21 protein-coding genes are annotated in these 18,692 nt (G+C 68.5%); 6 read left to right on the top strand and 15 right to left on the bottom strand.

Annotated elements, in window-relative coordinates; genetic code table 11:
* Window positions 1-427: 427 nt before the first annotated feature.
* The 4 genes from ACWDRB_RS66680 to ACWDRB_RS66665 are packed head-to-tail and all read right to left on the bottom strand — an operon-like array spanning window position 428 to window position 5,748.
* Window positions 428-670 (bottom strand): hypothetical protein, encoded by a 243-nt coding sequence (locus tag ACWDRB_RS66680; RefSeq protein WP_449912555.1) that lies wholly within the window; start codon window positions 668-670, stop codon window positions 428-430.
* A gap of 10 nt (window positions 671-680) precedes the next feature.
* The gene (locus tag ACWDRB_RS66675; RefSeq protein ID WP_449912554.1) at window positions 681-2,846 is read right to left on the bottom strand and encodes a hypothetical protein; all 2,166 of its coding nucleotides are present in this window, start codon (window positions 2,844-2,846) and stop codon (window positions 681-683) included.
* The gene (locus ACWDRB_RS66670) at window positions 2,843-4,429 is read right to left on the bottom strand and encodes a peroxidase family protein (protein ID WP_449912552.1); all 1,587 of its coding nucleotides are present in this window, start codon (window positions 4,427-4,429) and stop codon (window positions 2,843-2,845) included. Before ACWDRB_RS66670 ends, ACWDRB_RS66675 begins: the two co-directional genes overlap by 4 nt.
* A 2-nt stretch (window positions 4,430-4,431) precedes the next feature.
* Entirely contained in the window at window positions 4,432-5,748 is a 1,317-nt protein-coding gene (locus ACWDRB_RS66665) for a cytochrome P450 (protein ID WP_449912551.1), read from the bottom strand.
* Window positions 5,749-5,965: 217 nt separating this feature from the next.
* Between ACWDRB_RS66665 and ACWDRB_RS66660 the strand changes: the two genes are divergently transcribed.
* Window positions 5,966-6,928 (top strand): acyl-CoA desaturase, encoded by a 963-nt coding sequence (locus tag ACWDRB_RS66660; protein WP_449912549.1) that lies wholly within the window; start codon window positions 5,966-5,968, stop codon window positions 6,926-6,928.
* 299 nt (window positions 6,929-7,227) lie between these two features.
* Here ACWDRB_RS66660 and ACWDRB_RS66655 read toward each other — a convergent pair whose 3' ends face one another.
* Complete coding sequence (locus ACWDRB_RS66655) at window positions 7,228-7,446, bottom strand: hypothetical protein (RefSeq protein WP_449912548.1); 219 nt, start codon at window positions 7,444-7,446, stop codon at window positions 7,228-7,230.
* 179 nt (window positions 7,447-7,625) lie between these two features.
* On the opposite strand from ACWDRB_RS66655, the gene ACWDRB_RS66650 reads away from it, so the two are divergent.
* Window positions 7,626-8,075, top strand: a complete 450-nt coding sequence (locus ACWDRB_RS66650; protein WP_449912547.1) for a VOC family protein — start codon at window positions 7,626-7,628, stop codon at window positions 8,073-8,075.
* 135 nt (window positions 8,076-8,210) lie between these two features.
* Window positions 8,211-8,717 (top strand): pyridoxamine 5'-phosphate oxidase family protein, encoded by a 507-nt coding sequence (locus tag ACWDRB_RS66645; RefSeq protein WP_449912546.1) that lies wholly within the window; start codon window positions 8,211-8,213, stop codon window positions 8,715-8,717.
* Between the two features lie 698 nt (window positions 8,718-9,415).
* Here ACWDRB_RS66645 and ACWDRB_RS66640 read toward each other — a convergent pair.
* The 6 genes from ACWDRB_RS66640 to ACWDRB_RS66615 form a co-directional block, all read right to left on the bottom strand.
* Window positions 9,416-10,846: an MFS transporter gene (locus ACWDRB_RS66640; protein WP_449912545.1), complete on the bottom strand. Its 1,431-nt coding sequence runs from the start codon at window positions 10,844-10,846 to the stop codon at window positions 9,416-9,418.
* Between the two features lie 158 nt (window positions 10,847-11,004).
* Window positions 11,005-11,316, bottom strand: coding sequence for a DUF6069 family protein (locus ACWDRB_RS66635; protein ID WP_449912557.1), 312 nt, complete (start codon window positions 11,314-11,316; stop codon window positions 11,005-11,007).
* Between the two features lie 107 nt (window positions 11,317-11,423).
* The gene (locus ACWDRB_RS66630) at window positions 11,424-11,642 is read right to left on the bottom strand and encodes a hypothetical protein (protein ID WP_449912543.1); all 219 of its coding nucleotides are present in this window, start codon (window positions 11,640-11,642) and stop codon (window positions 11,424-11,426) included.
* A 70-nt stretch (window positions 11,643-11,712) separates the two neighbouring features.
* A complete protein-coding gene (locus ACWDRB_RS66625) occupies window positions 11,713-12,144 on the bottom strand; it encodes a hypothetical protein (protein ID WP_449912541.1) in 432 nt (143 codons plus the stop codon).
* 163 nt (window positions 12,145-12,307) lie between these two features.
* Entirely contained in the window at window positions 12,308-12,631 is a 324-nt protein-coding gene (locus ACWDRB_RS66620) for a YciI family protein (RefSeq protein WP_449912539.1), read from the bottom strand.
* Between the two features lie 53 nt (window positions 12,632-12,684).
* Window positions 12,685-12,891 carry a hypothetical protein gene (locus tag ACWDRB_RS66615; RefSeq protein ID WP_449912538.1) on the bottom strand — a complete coding sequence of 69 codons (207 nt, stop codon included), beginning with the start codon at window positions 12,889-12,891 and terminating at the stop codon, window positions 12,685-12,687.
* Between the two features lie 237 nt (window positions 12,892-13,128).
* On the opposite strand from ACWDRB_RS66615, the gene ACWDRB_RS66610 reads away from it, so the two are divergent.
* On the top strand, window positions 13,129-13,317 hold the full coding sequence (locus ACWDRB_RS66610; protein ID WP_449912537.1) for a hypothetical protein: 189 nt from the start codon (window positions 13,129-13,131) through the stop codon (window positions 13,315-13,317).
* 186 nt (window positions 13,318-13,503) lie between these two features.
* Here ACWDRB_RS66610 and ACWDRB_RS66605 read toward each other — a convergent pair whose 3' ends face one another.
* A complete protein-coding gene (locus ACWDRB_RS66605) occupies window positions 13,504-14,742 on the bottom strand; it encodes a glycosyltransferase (protein WP_449912536.1) in 1,239 nt (412 codons plus the stop codon).
* Between the two features lie 542 nt (window positions 14,743-15,284).
* Window positions 15,285-16,421 carry a hypothetical protein gene (locus ACWDRB_RS66600; protein ID WP_449912534.1) on the bottom strand — a complete coding sequence of 379 codons (1,137 nt, stop codon included), beginning with the start codon at window positions 16,419-16,421 and terminating at the stop codon, window positions 15,285-15,287.
* Between the two features lie 484 nt (window positions 16,422-16,905).
* Between ACWDRB_RS66600 and ACWDRB_RS66595 the strand changes: the two genes are divergently transcribed.
* Window positions 16,906-17,124, top strand: a complete 219-nt coding sequence (locus ACWDRB_RS66595) for a hypothetical protein (protein WP_449912533.1) — start codon at window positions 16,906-16,908, stop codon at window positions 17,122-17,124.
* Window positions 17,125-17,212: 88 nt separating this feature from the next.
* Here ACWDRB_RS66595 and ACWDRB_RS66590 read toward each other — a convergent pair whose 3' ends face one another.
* Window positions 17,213-17,587 carry a hypothetical protein gene (locus tag ACWDRB_RS66590; protein WP_449912532.1) on the bottom strand — a complete coding sequence of 125 codons (375 nt, stop codon included), beginning with the start codon at window positions 17,585-17,587 and terminating at the stop codon, window positions 17,213-17,215.
* A gap of 480 nt (window positions 17,588-18,067) precedes the next feature.
* Here ACWDRB_RS66590 and ACWDRB_RS66585 point away from each other — a divergent pair, with 480 nt between their 5' ends.
* Window positions 18,068-18,484, top strand: a complete 417-nt coding sequence (locus tag ACWDRB_RS66585; protein WP_449912531.1) for a hypothetical protein — start codon at window positions 18,068-18,070, stop codon at window positions 18,482-18,484.
* Here the strand turns inward: ACWDRB_RS66585 and ACWDRB_RS66580 are convergent.
* On the bottom strand, window positions 18,481-18,692 hold a 212-nt coding region (locus tag ACWDRB_RS66580), incomplete at its 5' end, for a hypothetical protein (protein WP_449912530.1). The two genes, ACWDRB_RS66585 and ACWDRB_RS66580, sit on opposite strands and share 4 nt — an antisense overlap.

Genomic DNA, 18,692 nt, shown 5'->3' with positions numbered 1-18,692 from the left:
CCGCCGCGATCTGGCACAACCACGCAACCAACGCCCCGATCACCCGGTCACTGACCGCCTACGACCACTGACCGGAGATCGGACTTACTCGTCTATGAGGGGGCCGGCGGTGTGCTGGCGTGCTCAGAAGAAGTGCAGTGGGTGTCCGCAGCCATGGAGGCGAGGCAGGGAGGGCGGAGTTGACGACGCGTGCCGTGGAGGAGCGGCTGGATGCCTATGTCGCCGCTCTGATGAATGCACCGGCCTGAGCCGGGGGTTGTCCAGGGCGGCCCTTGGCCTCATTGTTCACCACTCAACCAAGCGGAGAGTCGCGGTTCAATTCGATAGTTTACTTTGTAAAGGGCGACGGTCTGTAAAAAATTCCGATAAACGCCAAATCACAGAACACCAACCTCATCCGCAGGAAACCGTCAACGCCTCGGCCCGGTTATGGGCTCGCCTCGTCCGCGTAGCGGCTCAGGCGCTGCGCGGCTGTCTCCAGGTCGGCGGCGGCCGCGGTGCAGGCTGCGAGGTGGGCGGTGACCGATGCGTGCAGCCAAGGCGGTGCCTCGCCGTCGGCCTTCAGCCGTGCCTGGATCGCGCGCAGGCGCTCGGCGCAGGCGGCGAGGGCGCGGGCGTCTGAGCGCAGCACTTCGGCGTGGGCGGTGAGCGCGGCGATGTGGGCGGGCATGGCTCCTCCGTCAGATGGGCGGTACCGGGACGGCGGCGTCACGGAGCGTCTGGCGGGTGGTGGCTGACAGGCACAGCAGGGGGCGGGCGCCGTCGAGTCCCAGTTGGCGGAGTTGGTTGGCCAGTGGGTGGGTCGACTGTGGTTCGATGAGCAGCCGAAGTGATGGCGCTGGGTGGAGCCGGGCTTGCCCGCGGGTCCGTATGGAGGATCGCAGCACGGTACCGGCGTCTCGTGTGTAGCCGACGAGGCCGGGGTCGTTCAGGGGTAGTCCCGGGCCGAGTCGTCCGCGCAGGGTGAGGATCTGGTCGGCGGTGACGTGGGCGGTGCGGGTGCTGAGCCGGAGTTCGAGAGGTGTCAGGTACGTCTGGCCGCCCCACAGTTGTGGGCCGAGGGCGCGGACGATCGTGGTGTCGACTGCGGAGCCGATGAGGAAGCTGCCGGAGTGGCGAAGGTCCGCTGCTCGCAGCAGGTCGGGCCAGGTGGTGATGCTGGAGCGTCGTCTCGGCGGGTTGGGCCACGGGCGTCGGTGGAAGGGGCCGGGTATGACGATGCCGATGTGCAGTTCTCCGTAGCGGCCGGCGCTGGTGTGTCGGTTCCAGGCGGTGTGTATGGCGATCAGCGTGCGGCCTGCCACTTGTACGGCGGGGCCGAGGCCTGTGCCTTCCAGTAGGTCGGCCGTGGTTGTCGGGTGTGCGGTGAAGTATGCCGTGAGGGCGTTGCCGTCGCGGGATCTGATGGGTAGTTCGATGGTTCCTTCGGGGGTGTCCATGGGGTGGGTGGGCACGGTGAGGAAGGGGAACTCGTCGGGGTCGGGTGGGCGGTCGAACAGGAGGTATGCCTGGGAACGTACGACCTGTCCCCGGAAGGGTGTGAGGCGTTCGTCGATGTGATCGCGGGCTTCGGGGAGGTCGTGGGTGATGTTGGCGAGGTAGTGCTCGATGCTGTGGCAGTGGGGGAACAGGTGGGTGGAGTCGCCGTAGTCGACGACGTACCAGTCGGGGTGCAGGTCGAAGCAGGTGCCGGCGCCCTGTCCGTCGAGGGTGGGGATGATGTCGTGCTGGTTGGTGACGCTGGCTACCCAGGTGCGTGGGTCGGCGGGGTGTTTGAAGTCGATGGGTGAGCCGATGGCGATGGCGTGGGTGATGGTGTGGCGGGTGCAGAAGTCGGGGTCCTGCGCGAGGTTCATGATTGCTGCGCCGCCTGCGCTGTGCCCGATGAGTGCGAGTTCGGCGCCTGGAGGGGGTCCGTAGTCGGTGACGGCTTGGGCTAGGGCGCGGCTGTAGGGGCTGCTGGACAGGACGGCGCTGCTGAAGGCGCCGAGCAGGTCTTGGGGTGATTGGCCGTCGGGGCGTCCTGCTCGCATGCCTGGTGCGTGGAGGACGTGGCGGATGACGCCGTCGGGTCCTTGGATGCTCTGGATGAGGGCTCGTCCGGTGGTGCCGATGGTGCTGATGTTGGTCAGGAAGCCGAGTAGTGATCCGTGTGTGCACAGTTGGGCGGACTCGGTTGTGGTCAGTTCGATTCGGCGTGCGGCGCCTTCTCCGGTGTCGAGGATGGCGATGGCTTTGTTGCTGATGCCGGTGATCGGGTCGGCGGTGGCGAAGCCTTTTCCTGTTGCGATGAGCCAGGCGGTGGTGTCGTTGAGTGGGTTCTCGTCGAGTAGTGCGCGTAGTGCGAGGACTTCGCCGAAGATCGGGGCGAGTTGGCTGAGTGCGTGTACGGTGCCGCGGTCTTTGAGCAGGGCGCGTAGGGCTCGGATGGCCTCGAGGTCGCGGTCGGCGGCGGCTGCGTTGGTGAGCCGGGTGAGCATGGGGTCTTCGGTCAGTTCGGGGTGGGTGAGTGCGACGGCTGCTATGCGTAGCCGGAGCGATGTGGCCAGTACGCGTATGGCCAGGCTTTCGGCGCCGAGTATGGCGCCGGCTTTGGCGGTTGCGGTGGCGAGTCGGTTGCCGGTGAATGCGTACCCGAGGCCTTGTTTGTTTGTTGTGGCCTTTAGCAGCGCGCGGTAGGCGGGTTGGGCGGCGGAGGGTGCGTGGGGTAGGGCGTGTAGCAGTGCGCTGTCGGTGAGTGCGGTGGTGGTGTGTGCTGCTGCGTCCTGGATGGTGATGGCGATGTCCACGAGTTCGCGGGCCATGGTGCGCAGTCGTGCGGCGGTCGGGTCGTTCTCTGCGGTCATGATGGGGTCCGGTGGGACATGCTGACGTGGCGGGGGGTGGGGTCTTCCGGTGTGTTGCGGCGCAGGATGTCCGAGAGTGTGCGTGTGGTGGCGAGGATCCGGATGCCTTGGGGGGAGAAGGTGGCGGCGTTGAAGATTCGCGGGGCCAGCAGGGGGTTGGTGAGTGCTTGGGAGAAGGCGTCGATGGCGATGATTTTGGTGAGGAGTGGGGGCAGGATCGCGGTGGGGGATCCGGGTTCTTCGGCGAACAGGCCGACGTACAGGTCGATGTCGTCGACGTCGTGGTAGAGCTCGCGCAGTGCGCTGCTGACGCGCCGGTCGCTGGAGATCTGCTCGAAGGTGCGCACTTTGGGGAAGCGGCAGTGTTCGCGGTAGCTGTTGTAGGGGGCCAGGTCGAGTGCCCGGGAGTCGGCGATGCTGGCCACGTCGATCTCGCGTAGGGCGGGGTCGGTGTTGAACAGGCTGATGCGGCCGGCTCTTTGGCGGGAGGCGTCCTCGAAGAGTTGTCCGAGGCCGGGGCCGGGGATCAGTGCGCTGCCGAAGAAGGTTTGGGTCATCGGCAGGTCGTGTCCGCCTACTGACAGGTGGGACGGGATCAGGCTGTGCCAGCGGTAGACGAGGTTGAACTCGACCGAGGCCCAGTTCTGCCGGTGCCAGGGTGCGTGGGCCAGTGTCGCCGACAGCCGGGGGTCGAGGGTGAACTGGAAGTGGTAGGGGGTGATGTGGTTGATGTATTCCTCGACGACCAGTTTGATGAGCAGCACGATGAGGATGTTGCGGGCTGTTTGGAAGAGTCGCTCGTCGTCCCAGTGCGGGTGTTCCTGTGTGAGCAGCCGTGCGATCCTGTTGTGCTCGCGCAGGAACAGCACGGTGAGCATGGTGAAGCCGATCTGGCCGTTGCCGCGGTCGCTGCCGGTGGCGAACAGGGTGTCGCGTTGCGCGTCGGTGAGCTGGTCGAAGCGGATGACGCTGAGCGGGGCGTACTCCGGCTTGATCTTGCCGTTCTCGCACAGGTAGGGCGGGAACTCGCCGTCGTTGAGGAGCCGGCTCTTGAGCAGTCCGCCGTCGAAGGTGCGTAGTGCGGCCGTCGCGGCTTCGTTGAGGCCGTATACCTGGTTCAGGTCGATGTGGTGGTTGGAGCTGTTCTTGCGTGGGTCGCGCGGGGTGTTGGTGTCGCCGCGCAGGAATCCGTCGGTGAACCATTGGGCGAAGTACGCGAAGAGCACGGTGGAGCGCGGGCAGGGGATCATGGATTCGCCGCGGGTGAACAGGTTGCCGGCGCTTTCGGGCGTGGGACGGTTCTCTTCGGTGGCGGGGGTCGGGGGCAGGTGTCTGCCGCTGTAGGTGCGGTCGGTCAGGGAGGTCCACGAGGTGTAGTCGGCCATGGTGCTCAGCGGCTCGGGGCGTGGTGGCATCTCGCGGATGGCGTGGTCGATCAGTGAGGCGTTGATGCGGCGCCGGATCGGCCGGCTGCTCTGGAGGAGGTTCCAGATTGGCCGGCCGTTGGTCAGGGCCAGGAATCTGAGCCGGTTGGCGAGGCCATCCGTGGCGATGGTGCGTGCGCGTGATCGGCTTGCCGTCATCGTCAGCCTTCCCGCCCGTCGGTGCGGAGCTCTTCGGTGCCGAGCGCGAGGGTGAAGGTGTCGGGGAAGATCCCGAGTGTCCGTTCGACGTGGCCCGCGGGTGGCGGGAGCGGGCGCACGCCGGGGCGCAGGAGCAGGCGGCGTACGGTCTCGGCGATCACTGCGTCGGCGACGTGTACGCCGAGGCAGGCGTGATGGCCGGAGCCGAAGAACAGGTGATGGTGGCGGGGGCGGTCGAGGCGGAATTCGTCGGGTTCCGGCACCACGGCCGCGTCGAACATGGCGGAGGCCGGTGCCGCGAGCACGAGGGTGCCCGCGGGGATCAGGGTGCTGCGCGGGGTGCCGGCGGCCAGGACGTGGTCTCGTTCGCACAGCCGGGGAAGGAGTTTGAAGAACGGGCTGAACCGTAGTGCCTCCCAGACGTACGGGTCGAACTGTTCGGGGTCTGCGGCGGCGGCCGTGGCCTGGGCGAGCATGTGCGGGCGTAGCAGGAGTTGCTCGACCGCCTCGACCATGGCTCCTGGCGCGCTTTCCACGAAGCCCAGTGGCAGTCCGGCCATGTTGATCACGATGCGGTCGTCGGTCACGGAGGCCCCGGTGGGCAGGGAGGAGCGGGTGAGGCGGGTGAGGATGTCGTCGGGGAGGTCGCGTCCGGCTCGCAGGGTGGCCCGGTGGTCGGCGAGGCGGTTTCGCAGGTATTCGACCAGTTCGGTGCCTGCTGTGACGGAGGCGGCCTGGATCTGCGGGTCTCCGTGGAAGTTGGCGAAGCCGTCGGCGACGATGGCGCGGGTCCATCGGCCCAGGGTCTGCGGGGCGGGGCCGGGTATGCCGAAGTATCGTGCGCACACGCCGAGGGCGACGGGGCGGAACAGCCCGTTGACCGTTTCGAGGTGTCCGTCGGGCGGGGCGGCGTCGAGCAGTTCGTCGGCGAGGCGGCCGGTCAGCTCGCGGACGTCGGCCGCGTCGCGCGGGTCGAGCATGAGCTGCATCAGGCCTTTTTCGCGCCAGTTCATCGGGGTGGCGTCCCTGCCCAGCATGAACGGGGCGCCCAGTGCGGCGTCGAGGCGGGGGCCGAAGGCGCGTACCGAGAAGACCTGCTCGTGGGAGAGCACTTCGGTGACGTCGGCGAAGCGGGTGACGACCGTGAAGGCGGGGGTGGCGAAGATGGGGCGGCGCTGGCGCAGCTCGGCGAACAGGCTCCGCCAGTCGGTACGCATCCACTCCCGGACCAGGCTGAACGCGGACATCGGGTCCCGGGCCAGTGCCTCGTCGTATTTCTCGAGATGGCCGCCCGTGGTCGCCTGATCGACAGCACCCATTCCGTGGACCTTCCGCCTGATGTCGGAGCGCACAATGATGATCACGTTGTGCAATCACAATCTAGGGATGCGTCGCGCTTTTTCTTCATGACGACCGAGTGCAGTGTTTTGCTTCCTCAGGGTAATCGCTCCGTTACTGTCAGGACATTGCCGCAGTCCATGGGCCTGGCCGTTGAATTAGGAGCCTGATCGTCCTGTACCGCTCATGGGAGGAAACGTGTCGTCACCCATGCCGCAGCCGGGTACGGCGGAGACGGTGACGGTCACCACCGGCCGCCGCACCGCGTATCTGGTCGTCCTGGTCGTGCTGCCCGTGTTGCTGCTGGCCCTCGCGGTGCCGGCCGCCTGGGGGTGGGGTATCGGCCTTCGCGACCTGGTCATCGCGGTCGGGATGTATCTGGTGAGCATCTTCGGGATCGCCATCGGCTATCACCGTCTCTTCACGCACCGCGCGTTCAAGGCCAACCGGGGGCTGCGGATCGCGCTCATGCTGGCCGGCGGCATGGCCGTCGAGGGTCCTGTCACGCTGTGGGCCGCCGAGCACCGCCGTCACCACAAGTACGCCGACCGTGAGGGTGACCCGCACTCGCCGTGGCGTTACGGCGACGGAGGCCTGGCACTGCTGCGCGGCATGCTGCACGCCCACATCGGCTGGTTCTACACGGCCCATCAGCGCTCCAGCCGTCGGCATTGGGTGCCGGACCTGCTGGCGGACCCGGATGTGCGGCGTTTCGACGCCGCCTACCCGGCGGTGGTCGTCCTGTCGTTCGCGCTCCCGGCCGCCGCGGGCGGGCTGTGGTCGATGTCGTGGTCGGGCGTGTGGAGCGCGTTCCTGTGGGGCGGTCTGGTCCGCTATGCCGTGGTGCATCACGTCACCTGGTCGGTGAACTCGATCGCGCACACCTTCGGCGACCGTCCGTTCCGCACCAGGGACCGTTCGTCGAACGTGTGGTGGGTGGCGATGTTGACGCTCGGCGAAGGCTGGCACAACTGGCATCATGTGGAGCCGACGTGTGCCCGGCACGGTGTGCTCAGGGGCCAGTTCGACCCCAGTGCGCGGCTGATCCGCTGGTTCGAGCGGGCGGGCTGGGCTCACGGCGTACGCTGGCCGAACCCCGACCGCCTGACGACCCACCGCACCGACCGCAGTCCCGACAACGGGGCCGGCTCCCTGCGATGATGTGTCGCGCGTGCAGGGCGCTCCGTACGGGCGTCGGCTCGGCAGTGGTGTTCATGATCGGCTCCAGACGCTGTAGAGGCCGGCGGTGCAGGCGATGTCGGCCGGGTCGAGCGCGGTCGGGTTGCCGCGCTCCGCGAGGTCGGCCGCGCGGGCGAGCACCACGGCGACGCCGAGCAGTCCGGCCGACGAGGGCGAGGAACCGTTGCCTGGTCAGCAGCTCGTCCAGCGGGATCTCGCTGGTCGCGGCCCGGCATCGCTCGGCGAGCGTCTCGGTCTGCGATCTGAGCCGAAGCAGGTGGTCATGGAATCGGGGTGGGCAGCGGTCCGGCCTCGGGCGGTCCGCCGGTCTCGTAGAACGGCCGTAGGTTCGCCTCCGCCGACCACAGGTCGAGCATGAATTCGACGCCGCCGGCCACCCGCAGGCCGCGGGCGTCCCGGAAGCATGCAGCGCAGAGGGGATGGACAACGTCGGCATCGTCGTCGACGAGGGGCGTTGGGCGGCGCGTCTCGACGACCAACGAACGGACCTGGCTCTGACCTGCAGTGGGTGTGTTGGGGCGGGGCGCGCCTACGAGCAGCGGCACGATCGCTGAAAAAAGTCAGGGCACAGCCGTGGAGGACGTCGAGAATGCGATGCCGGCTCCGTCCCAGGAACACCAGTGGCCACGAACCGGCCGCGTGATGAAGGAGACCGAGCATGACAATTCAGCGGATGGACAACGTCCTCATCGTTGTCGACGACCTTGACGCCGCCATCGCGTTCTTCGTCGAACTCGGCATGGAGTTGGAGGGCAGGGCGCCGATCGAGGGGCGTTGGGCGGAGCAGGCGGAGCGTGTCATAGGGCTCAACGGGGTTCGGCAGGAGGTCGCGATGCTGCGGATCCCGGGCGGCGTCGGCGGGATCGAGCTGGCGATGTTCCACACGCCGAAGGCGATCAGCACCGAGCCGAAGGACGCGCCGGCGAACACGCTGGGCATTCGCCGCGTCATGTTCGTCGTCGACGACATTGAGGACGTCATTGCCCGCCTGCGCCCCCACGGCGCCGAACTCGTCGGCACGCTGGAGCAGTACGAGGGCAGCTACCGGCTCTGCTACGTCCGCGGCCCCGAGGGCATCATCGTCGGCCTGGCCCAGCAACTCGGCTGACGGTCCGTCGCGGCCGACCAGGGCGATCCGGCTCGCGCACACCAGACGCATGTCCTTCCCGCCATCAGCAATCACCCTCGATCCCGCAAGCCCGGAGAAAAGCCGGGGCGGATCAAGAAAAAGATCATAGGAGAAATGACCGTGGAGCCGAACGAGGTAACCGAGGTTCTGAACCGGCCGCTCAGCCGGGAACTGCTGGCCCGCGACGTGACCCGCCTGGCCTATGTCGCCAAGGACGGCACACCCCGCAACATCCCGATCATCTTTGCCTGGAACGGCTCGGAGATCGTCATGAGCACTCCGAAGAACGCTCCGAAGCTCCAGGCTTTGAGCGAGAACCCGATGGTCGCCCTGACGATCGACACCGAGGCGCACCCGCCCAAGATCTTGCTCATCCGCGGCCGGGCCGAACTGGACTTCGTCGATGGCATCCCGGACGAATATCTCCAGGCGACCAGCACCTACGAGATGACGCCCGAGCAACGAGTCGAGTGGGAGGCGGAGGTGCGTTCCCTCTACCACGACGGCATGGTCCGGATCGTGGTGACTCCGACGTGGGCGAAGCTGATCGACTTTGAGACGACCCTGCCGAGCGCGGTCGAGGAGCTGATCCGGCAGCGGGAAGAGCGTCAGTCCGCCTGAGCACCGCCCGGTCGCCCACGCCTCAACCCCCACCGCGGTGCGCGGAAAGGCCTGCTCCTGCGGGCCGCGGCGGGTGCCGATCGAGAAGAGGCGATCCGACGCGGCTGGTTCTGGGGCGCCACCATGTCCTGGGACGCGAAGTGGCCCTCCCCGTGCCCGTTCGTGGCCGCCCCAGAGTGCGCGGATACCCTACGCCCAGGCCAAGGACTACTGACCGTACGCCGACGAGCGGGGCGAGTACGGCGAGAAGCTCAACAGCCTCACCAAGTTCGTCGCCTCGTCGAAGCTGGCTGACGCCCCCGGCCGCCATCATCCGGGAGTTCAAGGAGCAGAGCGGCAAGGATATCTGGCTGTGGGGGAGCTTGAAACTCATGCACTCCCGGCTGGACACCGGCGACGTCGACGTAGTCCAGATGCTGCTCGCCGCGAACGCCTCCACCGCAGCCACGTACTGGTCGACCTTCGCGGCCTCGGCCGCGTTCAGCTCCTGGGCCTGCCAGCGCTCGCCGATCTCGACCCACAGCCACATGTCATCGCGCTGCCCCCGAACACCTGCCGCTGCGCGCAGGGTTTCGATGGGGATCCGGTCGATCGCTTTGCGGTTGGCGGTGGTGGTCAGCCACGTGGCGAGGATGGCCGGTCGACGGGTTGGGAGGCACCCCGTCGGCCGGCCATCCTCGCCACGTTTGGCCGGTTGCTCACTGGTGGGGTTCGGACGGTGCCTTGCGGGGCATCAGGGCGACGGCCGGGAGGCTGAGGGCGGTGACGGCCAGAACGACGATGAGACTGACTTTCATGGCGTGGCCCAGGCCGGAGGTTGCGGCTTGGAAGAAGATCGAGGTGATCGCGGCCGAGCCGATCGCTGATGCGAGTTGCTGGATCGAGCTGAGCGAGCCGCTGGCGCTGCCGGCTTCGTCAGGTTTCGCGTCGCCGAGAGCGACGACGGGGATCGTGGCGAAGCTGAGGCCGATGCCGATGCCGATGACGAAGAACGCCGGGGCCAGCGTCCAGAGGCTGACGTTCGTCCCGGAGTAAGCGACGAGGGCCAGGACCCAACCGCAACCGACGAGGTCGATGGTGAGGCCGATGAGGACGAGCCGGCGACCGAGCTTGGCGACCAGGCCACCCATGGCGGCGAACCCGGCGGCGACGAGCCCCAGGGTGAGCGGCACCAGGCCGAGCGAGGTGTCTCTCGGGCTGGCGTGCAGCCCTTCCTGCAGGAACAGCGACAGCACGAAGAGCAGGCCGGTGCCGGCGGCGACGGCGACTAGGCACACGAGCAATCCGGAAGTGAAACCCCGGTTCTTCATGAGCGAGGGCTTGATGAGCGGTTGGGTCGCGGTGCGCTGACGGTAGGCGAAGGCAGCGAAGAACAGGACGCCGACGACGATCGAGACGATCGGGATGACGCCCCAGCCGTTGGTCGAGCCCTCGATCAGGCCGTACAGCAGCCCGAGCATGGCAACCCCAAGCATGCCGGAGGCCCAGCCGTCGACGACGGTGGACCGGTCGGCGTCGTCGTCTCGCGGCAGGATCTTGACGGCCATGATCAGCCCGACGCCGCCGAGGATGATGTTGATGAGGAAGATCGGGCGCCAGGACAGACCGAACAGGTCGGCGCTGATGAGGAATCCGGCCAGGACCGGGCCACCGACACTGGAGAGGCCGAGAACCGGGCCGAACAGCCCGAACGCCTTGGCGAGCATGTCGCTGCTGAACGCTTTCGTCATGATCGCCATGCCTTGCGGGATGAGCAGAGCCCCGAAAGCTCCCTGAGCAACCCGGGCAGCGATGAGCAGGGCCGGGTCAGGTGAGAACCCGGCGACCGCCGAAGCCAGGGTGAACCCGCTCATGCCGATCAGGAAAAGCCGGCGTTGGCCGAACTTGTCCCCCAGCCGTCCGCCGACCACGAGCAGGACACCCATGGCGAGCATGTACGCCGTTCCCAACCACTTGATCAGACCTTCACCACCGTGGAGCTCGCGGGCGATGGTGGGGGCGGCGATGTTCGTGACGGTTGCATCGATCACGTCGAGGGCGTCGGCAAGCAGCACCAGCCCCAGGATCGCCCACATCAGGCGGCTGGAGCGGCCTGTGGTGACCGTGCTCGGCTCCGTCAAGGTAGTCATGAGGAACGTCCTTCCGTTACCCGGGGCGCCCCTCCTGGGCGGCCTCTCACCCCCACTACGAACACCCCCGACCCGATCCGACACCGCCCACAAAGATTTCGTCGAGATCTTCCGGCGTGTGTGTCGTTAGCGAGCCGACCACGGTGGTGTGGAGGCACCTACGCACGCTTCTCAGCCGCGTGCGACCGCTGGAGATGTCGCGGCGCTCTCCGGGATCGCCATGTCAGGCCCGGTATGACGATCGCCGCGGCCAGTACATGACCACCTGCGAGCAGGAGCCTGGCCGATGTAGTCGTGTGGCTCGGAGCAGGCGCGAGTGCGGCCCGGACGAAGGTCTGTTGCGGCCGGGCGGCTCGACGCACGGCACCTACCGCAAGGATGGATCCGAGTGCGGTGCACAGGACGACGCCGAACCGGAAGTCGACAACAGGACGCGTCTCTACGGCCGCCGCAACCCGGCGCCTCCGAATCCTGCGTCATTGCTCGGCGAGAAGGGTTGGCGTCTGAACATGTCAATAGATCAGCGTTCCGCGTCGCCTTTCACCGCTGTATCAAGTGCGCTCTTCAAACGCGGGCGCTACTGCAGTTGGACGCGGCGGCGGGTGAGGTAGGCGGTCTCGCCGGTGTTGCCGGCCAGCTCGATGGCCCGGTCGTAGGCCGCGCGTGACTGCTGACTTTGGCCCAGCCGGCGCAGCAGGTCGGCGCGGGTGGCGTGGTAGGCGTGATAGCCGGTCAACCTGGGCTCAAGACGGTCGACGGCCGCCAGTGCCACCTCCGGGCCGTCGAGCTCGGCCACGGCGATGGCCCGGTTGAGGGCTGTGATCGGCGAGGGGTCGAGGCGGACGAGCTGGTCATCGCCTCGGTGGTCAGCTCGTGCTGTACGGGGCCGGTGGCCAGGTAGCCCTGGTTGAAGATGAGGAACAGGCCGCCAGGACGCCGGAGACGCGTGCCGGGAGATCGTCGGCGGACGGCATCCGATGGGAGATGCGTGCCGCCTTGATCTTGGCCCCCACGCGGGTGATGCGCTGCTCCATGGTGGTGCCCTGCACCAGGAAGGCACGGGCGATCTCGGGCACGGTCAGGCCGGCGACCATGCGCAGTGTCAACGCCAGGCGGGCTTCCATCGCCAGCGCCGGGTGACAGCAGGTGAAGATCAGCCGGAGCCGGTCGTCGTCGATGGCGCCGACAGGCTCGGGCGGGGCGTCGTCGTACACCATCTGAGCCTCCTTCTGCTTGTCGTCGCGTTTGCTCTCGCGCCGGATCCGGTCGATGGCCTTGCGGTTGGCGGTGGTGGTCACCCACGCGCCCGGATTGGGGGCAGGCCGTCGGCCGGCCACCGCTCGACGGCGGTCGTGAACGCCTCGCCCGCTGCCTCCTCGGCGACCGAAGCGCCTGGTCAGGGTGCCACCACCCGCGCCCACTCGTCGTGGTGGGCCCGGATGATCACCCCCTCGACGTCGCTCACTGGAACGGCCGCACCTCGATCTTCCGATCGCAGACCTTCGACGCTTCGGCGGCGAGCTTGAGCGCCACATCCAGATCGGGGGCCTCCCACACCCAGACGCCGGCGAGGTACTCCTTCGACTCCACGAAAGGCCCGTCGCTGAACACCGCCTGCTCTCCCCGGTTGTCGATGACCGTGGCCGCGTCGGTGTCCGCGAGTCCGCCCGCGAAAACCCAGTAGCCCTCGGCGATCAGTCGTTCGTTGAACGCGCTGATGGCAGGCAGCTTGTCCGTGCTGCCGGGATTGCTCTTGTCATCGATCACGGAAACCAGGTAGCGCATCTGAGGATCATCTCCTGTGGTGTCAAGACAGCGTGGTTCGGTGGTCAGGGACTTCAGACCCTTGCATACCGTGGCCGGCTGAACAGGAACGCCCCGGCGCGCCGGTAGGCCTGCGTGATGAACGTCCTGGTCTCATCGTCACCCGCCCCCAGGGCCCATCCGCCGCGCTCGAATCCGTTCCTGCGGTCCTCCTCCGACGCGCCGCCGTTTCCCTGCACCAGTCCATCGAGGGTGACCTGAGTCACGGTCGTCAGCTTCATGATCGCGGTTCCTTCACCTCGGCGCCGCCCCCTTGCGGGCGGGCCTCACCCCTGCTACGAACACCACCGCCCCGATCCGACACCGCCTCCCGGATTTCTTTGAAGAACTTTCCGGGACGCCGGTCGTCAGCGATCCGACAGCACGACAGTTTCGCGGCGACCGTGCTTCACCTCCTCAAGCGCGCCCCTTGCGGACAAGCTCGTGGACCAGGTCGATCGCGAAGATCCTGACCAGTGGTGGCGGGCGTCGAACGGCTCGGGCGCGTGGGCAACCTCACGGCGCTGCTCGCGCTCCACCAGGCCGCGCTGGAGCAGAGCGCCGCCCTTGCTGACGGCGTCGGACCGGCCGAGCGCAAAACGTATGCTGCCCGCATCACCGCCGCAGCCGACCCCGGCCGGCTGCGCAGTCCCCGCCGTCGCACATGACGGCCCCATCGCCCTGCCGCAAGTCGTGACCTGCGAAAACGCTCTTGCGAGGCGCATCCGAACGGAAAGTCGCGGCAAGCCGCTCAACTGAGCTCCGCTGACGGGACTTTCCGATGCTCGTCATGCCCCGACCGGCCGCGGGCACGCGCAAACCGGCGGGGTGCCTACCTGTGTAACCTCCGGGGATCAGCTGGCGGACCCGCTCCGGCCGATCATGTCGAGCAGAAGTTTCGCGGCCTGCTCCGCCCCGTCGGTGCGGACCGTCTCGGCCACGGCGGCCGCGCGGGCACCGGTCTCGGGGGCCAGGGCGATCTTGAGTGCGGCCGACAGGGACTCGGCGGTCGGCGTCGGACCGTCGTGTCCCGTGCCGATGCCCAGCGCGGTTACCCGGCCCGCCCAGTACGGCTGATCCGCGACCTGAGGCACGATCACCTGCGGCGCCCCGGCACGGGCCGCCGTCGTCGTGGTGCCCGCGCCGCCGTGGTGCACGACCGCGGCCACCCGGCGGAACAGCGCCTGCTGGTTGACCTCGCCGACGACGAAGCAGTCGTCCCGGTCGTCGATCAGGGCCAGGTCAGCCCAGCCGCTCCCGAGCAGGACGCGGCGACCCTGCGTCCGGACCGCTTCGATGACGGACCGGGAGACCTCCTGCGCGTTCGCGCCCCGCATCAGCATGCTGCCGAAGCCCACGTACACCGGCTCTGGACCGGCGGCCAGGAACGCCTCCAGACCGGCCGGGAGCGGGCGCCCGTCCGGCCGGATCCACGCGCCGGTCTGCGTCACGTCGAGCTCCGGCGTCTCCTGCCACGGGCCCAGGACCGGGTCGGCCGCCAGGAACGGGTGGCCGGTGAAGACGTGGTCGCGGACGCCGCTCACCGGCGGCAGGCCGATCGAGGCCCGGTGGGTGTTGATCGTGTCGCCGAACAGGGCTTCCATGTTCTCGGCGTGCAGGTCCCACAGCCCCCGGTTGTCGGTCACCTCAGGAGGGACCACCTGGCCCGGCCAGCGGAGAGGCGGGTGATGCGACGACGGCAGGTAACACGGGGAGAAGGACGTGAACACATAGGGCACGCCCAGCTTCTCGGCCGCCGTCCGCGTACCGGCCAGGGCCGGGAACGAGCCGGTGGCCACCACCGCGGCGCAGCCCTCGGCCACCCCGGCGACCGTCTCATAGGCCATGGCGGTCAGCTCGGCGGAGATGTCGGACAGGCCCGCCTTCTCCTTTCCGGGGATCGCCCCCGTTGCCAGCGCGCGGATCGGCCAGGCGAGGGGAGTCAGCGGCACATCGACATCGTCCAGCAGTTCCGCGAAGTCCGGCGGCGCGCACACCCGCACCTCGGCGCCCAGCGCCCGTAGCCGCACCGCCAGCCCCGTCATCGGCTCGACGTCCCCGCGCGACCCGTAGGTCACCAACACAACGCGCATTCCGCAGTCCCCGATCTCCGTGCGTTCCGGTGTCGAAGGGTGATTGTGCGGTACGACCGGGGCCTTGTGGCAAGTCCCCCCATGCGCTATAGGTTGGTAGTGGCAAGGAGTGGATATTCCCCTTGCCTCTTGTTGCTTCGCCGCCCAGTAGGTGGCCTCCTCCATCTCGCCATGATCGTGCGGCGGCCCGTGGATAACCACAACTACGTACAGCTACTTTGGGGCTGGTCGCAGGGACACGGGTGGAGGGCCTGAGGCACTGGCCGACAGCGTGGCGGCCAGTGGGCCTTGGGCAGCGGCGTGTCCGGAGTAGCCGGGCTGGCTATCGCCGCTCCGGGCACAGAGCATCACGGCGCGCCGTCCCCGTCGTCACACTGCGCTCACGTCGGTGAGGGACGCGACGCGCGGCCTGCCTGCCCAGGTGAATTCCTCCCGCAGCCGGGCGTCCGGCAGGCCACGCGCGTGATGCCGTTGTCCGTGCTCGGCGTTGGAATCGTCGGGATGGCACCCGCGGCCCGGTGGTGTGCTGCCGCCGTCGGTCATCATCCGGCCGGGTCGGGTTCGGCGGGGGACGGGGGGACGGGTTCGGCCGCGGGGGAGGGGAGCCTCTGCAGGAGCAGGTTCAGGTTCGTCTGCAGTTGTTCGGCGCGCTGTTCGGCTGAGCGATGCTCGGCGCGCGCGTTGTCCCGTTCGCGTTCGGCGGCCTCAATCCGGCTGCTGCGGACCACCACGAGGTTGCGGGCTTCGCTTTCCGCGTGGCGGGCCTGGACCACCTGCTGGGTGAGGTCGGTGTTGCGTTGCTCGGCAGCCTCAAGCTGCGCGCGCACCGTGGCGGTTTCGGTGCGGGCCTGCTCGGCGGCGGCCTGCGCGCCGTCGGCGCGTTCGCGTTGCCGCTGCACTTCCTCGGCGGTGGCGTGGTGGCGTTCCCGCAGGGCGGCCAGTTCACGTTCGGCGGTGGAGACTCGCTCCCGCTCCCGGGCCAGGGTCTCGTCGTGCCCGGCGCGCAGCTGTCGTAGCTCGTCGGCGTGCTGCCGGGCCGCCTCCGCACGCAGTTGGTCGGCCTGGTCGGCGCGCGCCCGATCAGCGATGGCCAGCCGTTCTGCCCCGTCGGCGCGCTGGTCGGCGTCCTGCGCCCGCTCGTCGGCATCCCGCTGGGCCGTGCGGGCCTGCGCCGCGGCGCGTTCGGCGGCCTCGGTCAGCTCGGCGGCCGAGGCCGCGCGCTGGTCGGCTGCTCGGGCGTGCTGCTCGGCGGCGGCGGTCTGCTGCTCGGCCGCGGTCGCGGCTGAGCGCTCGTCCTCGAGCTGCTCCTCCAGGTCGGCGACCTGCGCCAGCAGCTCGCTCTCGATGCGCTGCAGGAGCGCGACCTCGGTGGCCAGTTGGGCGCTGACCGTCTCGGCGTAGGTGTGCAGGGCGGGGCGGTGCTCGGCCACCGTGGCGGCGAAGGTGGCCTGCAGTTGCTGGCGGCGCTGGTCAGAGGAGCGCTTGCGCGCGTTGCTGGCGGCGTTGGTGCAGCGCCGGGAGCAGTGCTTGGGCTTGCGGCCGACGCCGGCGTACTCCAGCGGCCGGGGCAGTCCGTCCGGTGTGGTCCACAGCTCGGCGCAGGCCGGATTGCCGCAGCGTAGCTCGCCGCCGGGCGCCGCCCCCGGCGGCGCGGCCGGTCCGGCCTCGTCCTCGATCATGCCCGCCAGCCTACATCAAGATCAAATTATTTAGCGTTAGTGCAACGCGGAATATTTCGCGTTGCGCGTTGCGCACTTGGAACCCTTCACAGATTGTTGCTTCTGTGAAGGGCTGCAGCCAAGGGGGAGAAGGTGGGACAGCCACCTGAATTTCATGGGCGTTCGCCATAGGCCTTCAGCTGGTTCGTCACCAAATTGCAGGGCTCAGCGCGGGACAAAGCTCTCACTACGTGTCCCGCTCGAGCTTTTATGTCCGTGACCGCTCTGTAGTCACTCGCCCGCGACGGCGGCTGCGGCTGCCAGAAACCCGGACAGCCGCAGCCGCACGCGACGGTCTGAACCGCGAAGCACAGTCGCAGGCGGACAAGAACGAGCCACGCACCATCCCACCCCGGCCCCGAGATCGGCTGTACGCCGCGGTCACGCTGGTGCTCGTCGTGCTCCTGCAGCCTTGTCCGCCATTCCGGCCGCGCAGGGAGCGTCCGTGCTGCGTGTCTACTTCGGCAGCAGCGCGAAGGCCAAGCGCGTGCTTTACTGCTTGGCGTTGACCAATCCGGCCTCACCGCTGAGCACCGTCCAGTGGTCGACCAACTCATCCATGCTGAGCGGCGGACGCCATCCGCTCGCGACAGCCCAACATCACGAACTGTCGGATTGCCTGCACTGGATGGCCGCATGCTGGGGGAACAGCTGGCGTTCTTAACGAAAGAAATCCCAGATCAGAGCGGGTTTGGCAGCTCATCGCAGAGTTCTCGACGGCACCCCATGGAGAGGTCTTAAGGGTGCCTGGCTCAGCCGGAGGCAGTGCCTGGGTTGCCACCGATGCGCGCGAGCACCTGTTGGCTGAGCACGACGTCGTGCGGCAGCTGCCTGAGCGTGGTCGCGTCGACCATGACTCCCTGCCGCTGGGCGATCTGCTGGAGCGAGGCCCAATGGTCTGCTTCCATGTCGTCCTGGGAACGGCCACCGAACGGCTCATCGGGCCCAACCACCGCGCGCGTCGTCTCTTGTACGTCTGCTATCGACGTCGCGGTCCAGCTTTGCGATGAGCCCCAACCTCTGTCATTCAGCAGCAGCACTCGGGTTCCGTCGACGAGCTCTGCCTCGTGACGTGCCGACACCGAGATGGTGTCAGCCGCCTGATTATCGACGTCGACGAACGTCACTAGACGTGTGACAGCAGTCATACACCTCCTCCTCGGTGCAAGTATCTACGATTGCGGTCCAGGTCGGGCCGCTGTAGCGGGGCGTGACCGACAGGCCGGGAACGTGGCCCTTGTTCCTGACGAGTCGGCTTGCGGCAGCCGGGCACCGCGCACTGCTGCTGGGCGCGCCGCCTGTGCACGTGCACGCCAGGCATGGCCGCCGCCTTAGTCATCCCGCAGGCGATTGGGTTGATCCGCTCCATGTTCGCCGGCGCCGAGCTGGCCAGGGCCATGAGCGTTCATCGGGCCCGTCATGCCTGTCGGTGGTCTTCGGGCGGATGCTCGGCGCCGTGCTCACCCACGCCGACCTGTTCGGCTCCTCGTGGCGGTCGACGTTCCTGGTCAACGTGCCCCTCGCCGTCGCCGTGCTCGCCGTCGGCCCGTGGTACGCGAGGGACAGGGCCGCGGGCGCTCCGCCTGGACCTGCCCGGGACCGGCCTGGTGGTGCCGGAGGCCGGGTTGGTCGTCTACCCGCTCATCGAGGGCGGCGACGCCGTCCGGCCCGGGTGGAACGCGGATCTGCTCGTCGCCGGGACCCTCGTCCTGGTGGCGTTCGGGCTCCACCAGCGCCGCCGGGCCCGGCGCGGGCGTGCTCCCCTGGTCAAGCCGAGCCTGTTCGGCGACCGGGTCTTCCCGGCCGCGCTGGCGACCTCGACGCTGCTGTTCGCGGTGACCAACGGGCTGATGCTGGTCACCGTGTTGCAGGTGCGGCTCGGCCTGAACCGCAACGGCATGGCCCTGCTCCCGTGGGCGGTCGGGATGGCGATCTCCTCCGCGGTCGTAGGCGCGCGGGTGACGTCCGGGAACCAGTGGCGGATCATGTTCGCCGGGCTGCTCGGCGCCGTCGTTGTCCACTAGGCCGCGAGCTCCGGCCCGAACCCGTGGCCGCTGCTGGCGGCGCTCTCGGTGTGCGGGGCCGGGAATGGCATAGCCATCGTCGCGTTCTTCGCCGCCCCCTGGCGCGCCGCCGTCCTCATGGGGTCGGGTCGGCCGCCGGCCTGCTGAACGTCGTCCAGCAGGCCCGCGGCGCGCCGCGGGGCGCCCGCCGCCGCCGCGGCGTACGGGC

This window comes from Nonomuraea sp. NPDC003707, from assembly GCF_053587055.1.
The sequence above is the reverse complement of the archived record's forward strand: the minus strand, read 5'-3'. Positions and strand labels throughout refer to the sequence as shown.